Below are 980 nucleotides of genomic sequence, written 5' to 3'. Positions count from 1 at the left end.
AGCCAGGCCATCCACTGCTTGGCGCCCTCGCCGCCGGTGCCGACCCACATGCCCAGGACGTCGCGGTCGCCCTCCAGGTTGATCCCGACGGCGATGTAGACGGGTTTGTTGGCGACCGCCCCGTCGCGGATCTTGATGTAGATGCAGTCGATCAGCAGGACAGCGTAGACGCGGTCGAGCGGGCGGGTGCGCCAGGTGGCCAGGTCGGCGGTGACCTGGGCGGTGGCCCGGGAGACCAGGTCGCGGGAGACCTCCACGTCGTAGACCTCCGCGAGGTGGGCCTGGATCTCGCCGGTGGTGAGCCCTTTCGCATAGAGGGACACGATCGTCTCGGTGAAACCCTCCACCCGGCGGGCGTGCTTGGGCACGATCTGCGGGGCGAAGCTGCCCGCCCGGTCCCGGGGAACATCGATCTGAACGGGTCCGACCTGCGAGAGGACCGTCTTGCGGCTGGTGCCGTTGCGGACATTCCCGCCGCCGGCACCCGCTCGCTCACCCCTCTCGTATCCCAGGTGTTCGGCCATCTCGGCCTCCAGCGCACCCTCCAGGACCAGCTTCACCAGCCCGGTCAACAGGCCGCCCTCGCCCACCAGCTGGAGTCCGTCCCGGCGGGCCCGCTCCACCAACTCCTGGGCCAACCCACGGTTCTGCTCGGCCACGTGTGCCAACTCCGCCCCCGTCCGTACCTGGTGCTCGCTCTCGCGGGGGCCGCCCTGCTCGTTCTTGCTGCCCATCTGTGATCCTTCCCGGCAGAGACCTCATCTCATGCCAACTCGGTTCACACCAGGCCAAACACAAACTTCAGGACAGTCCCGTCAGCGGGAGAGGATCCGGCGGGTCAGGATCATCCGGCGGCGGCACCAGCTCCACTGGCACTGAGCCTTTTCCATCTTCACCCTGAACAGGTCAGATGAAGGGTGAGGATGGCCTGGACGAGGCTGGTAATCCGGGTGGTCGAGCAGCGTAGTTTGCGGAGGAGT

Annotated in this window: 1 protein-coding gene and 1 pseudogene; both read right to left on the bottom strand. The window is 67.3% G+C overall.

All coding sequences use genetic code 11. The features are described from left to right. Positions 1–734, bottom strand: a 734-nt coding sequence (locus tag IE252_RS42870; protein WP_190094932.1) for an IS256 family transposase, incomplete at its 3' end; no start/stop codon positions are given. Between the two features lie 158 nt (positions 735–892). Next, positions 893–980 (bottom strand): annotated as a pseudogene (locus tag IE252_RS42865) (IS5/IS1182 family transposase); the annotation flags it as partial.

This window comes from Streptomyces melanogenes (assembly GCF_014649795.1).
GTDB classification, from domain to species: Bacteria; Actinomycetota; Actinomycetes; order Streptomycetales; family Streptomycetaceae; genus Streptomyces; species Streptomyces noboritoensis.
This window is presented reverse-complemented; position numbering and strand designations above follow the sequence as displayed.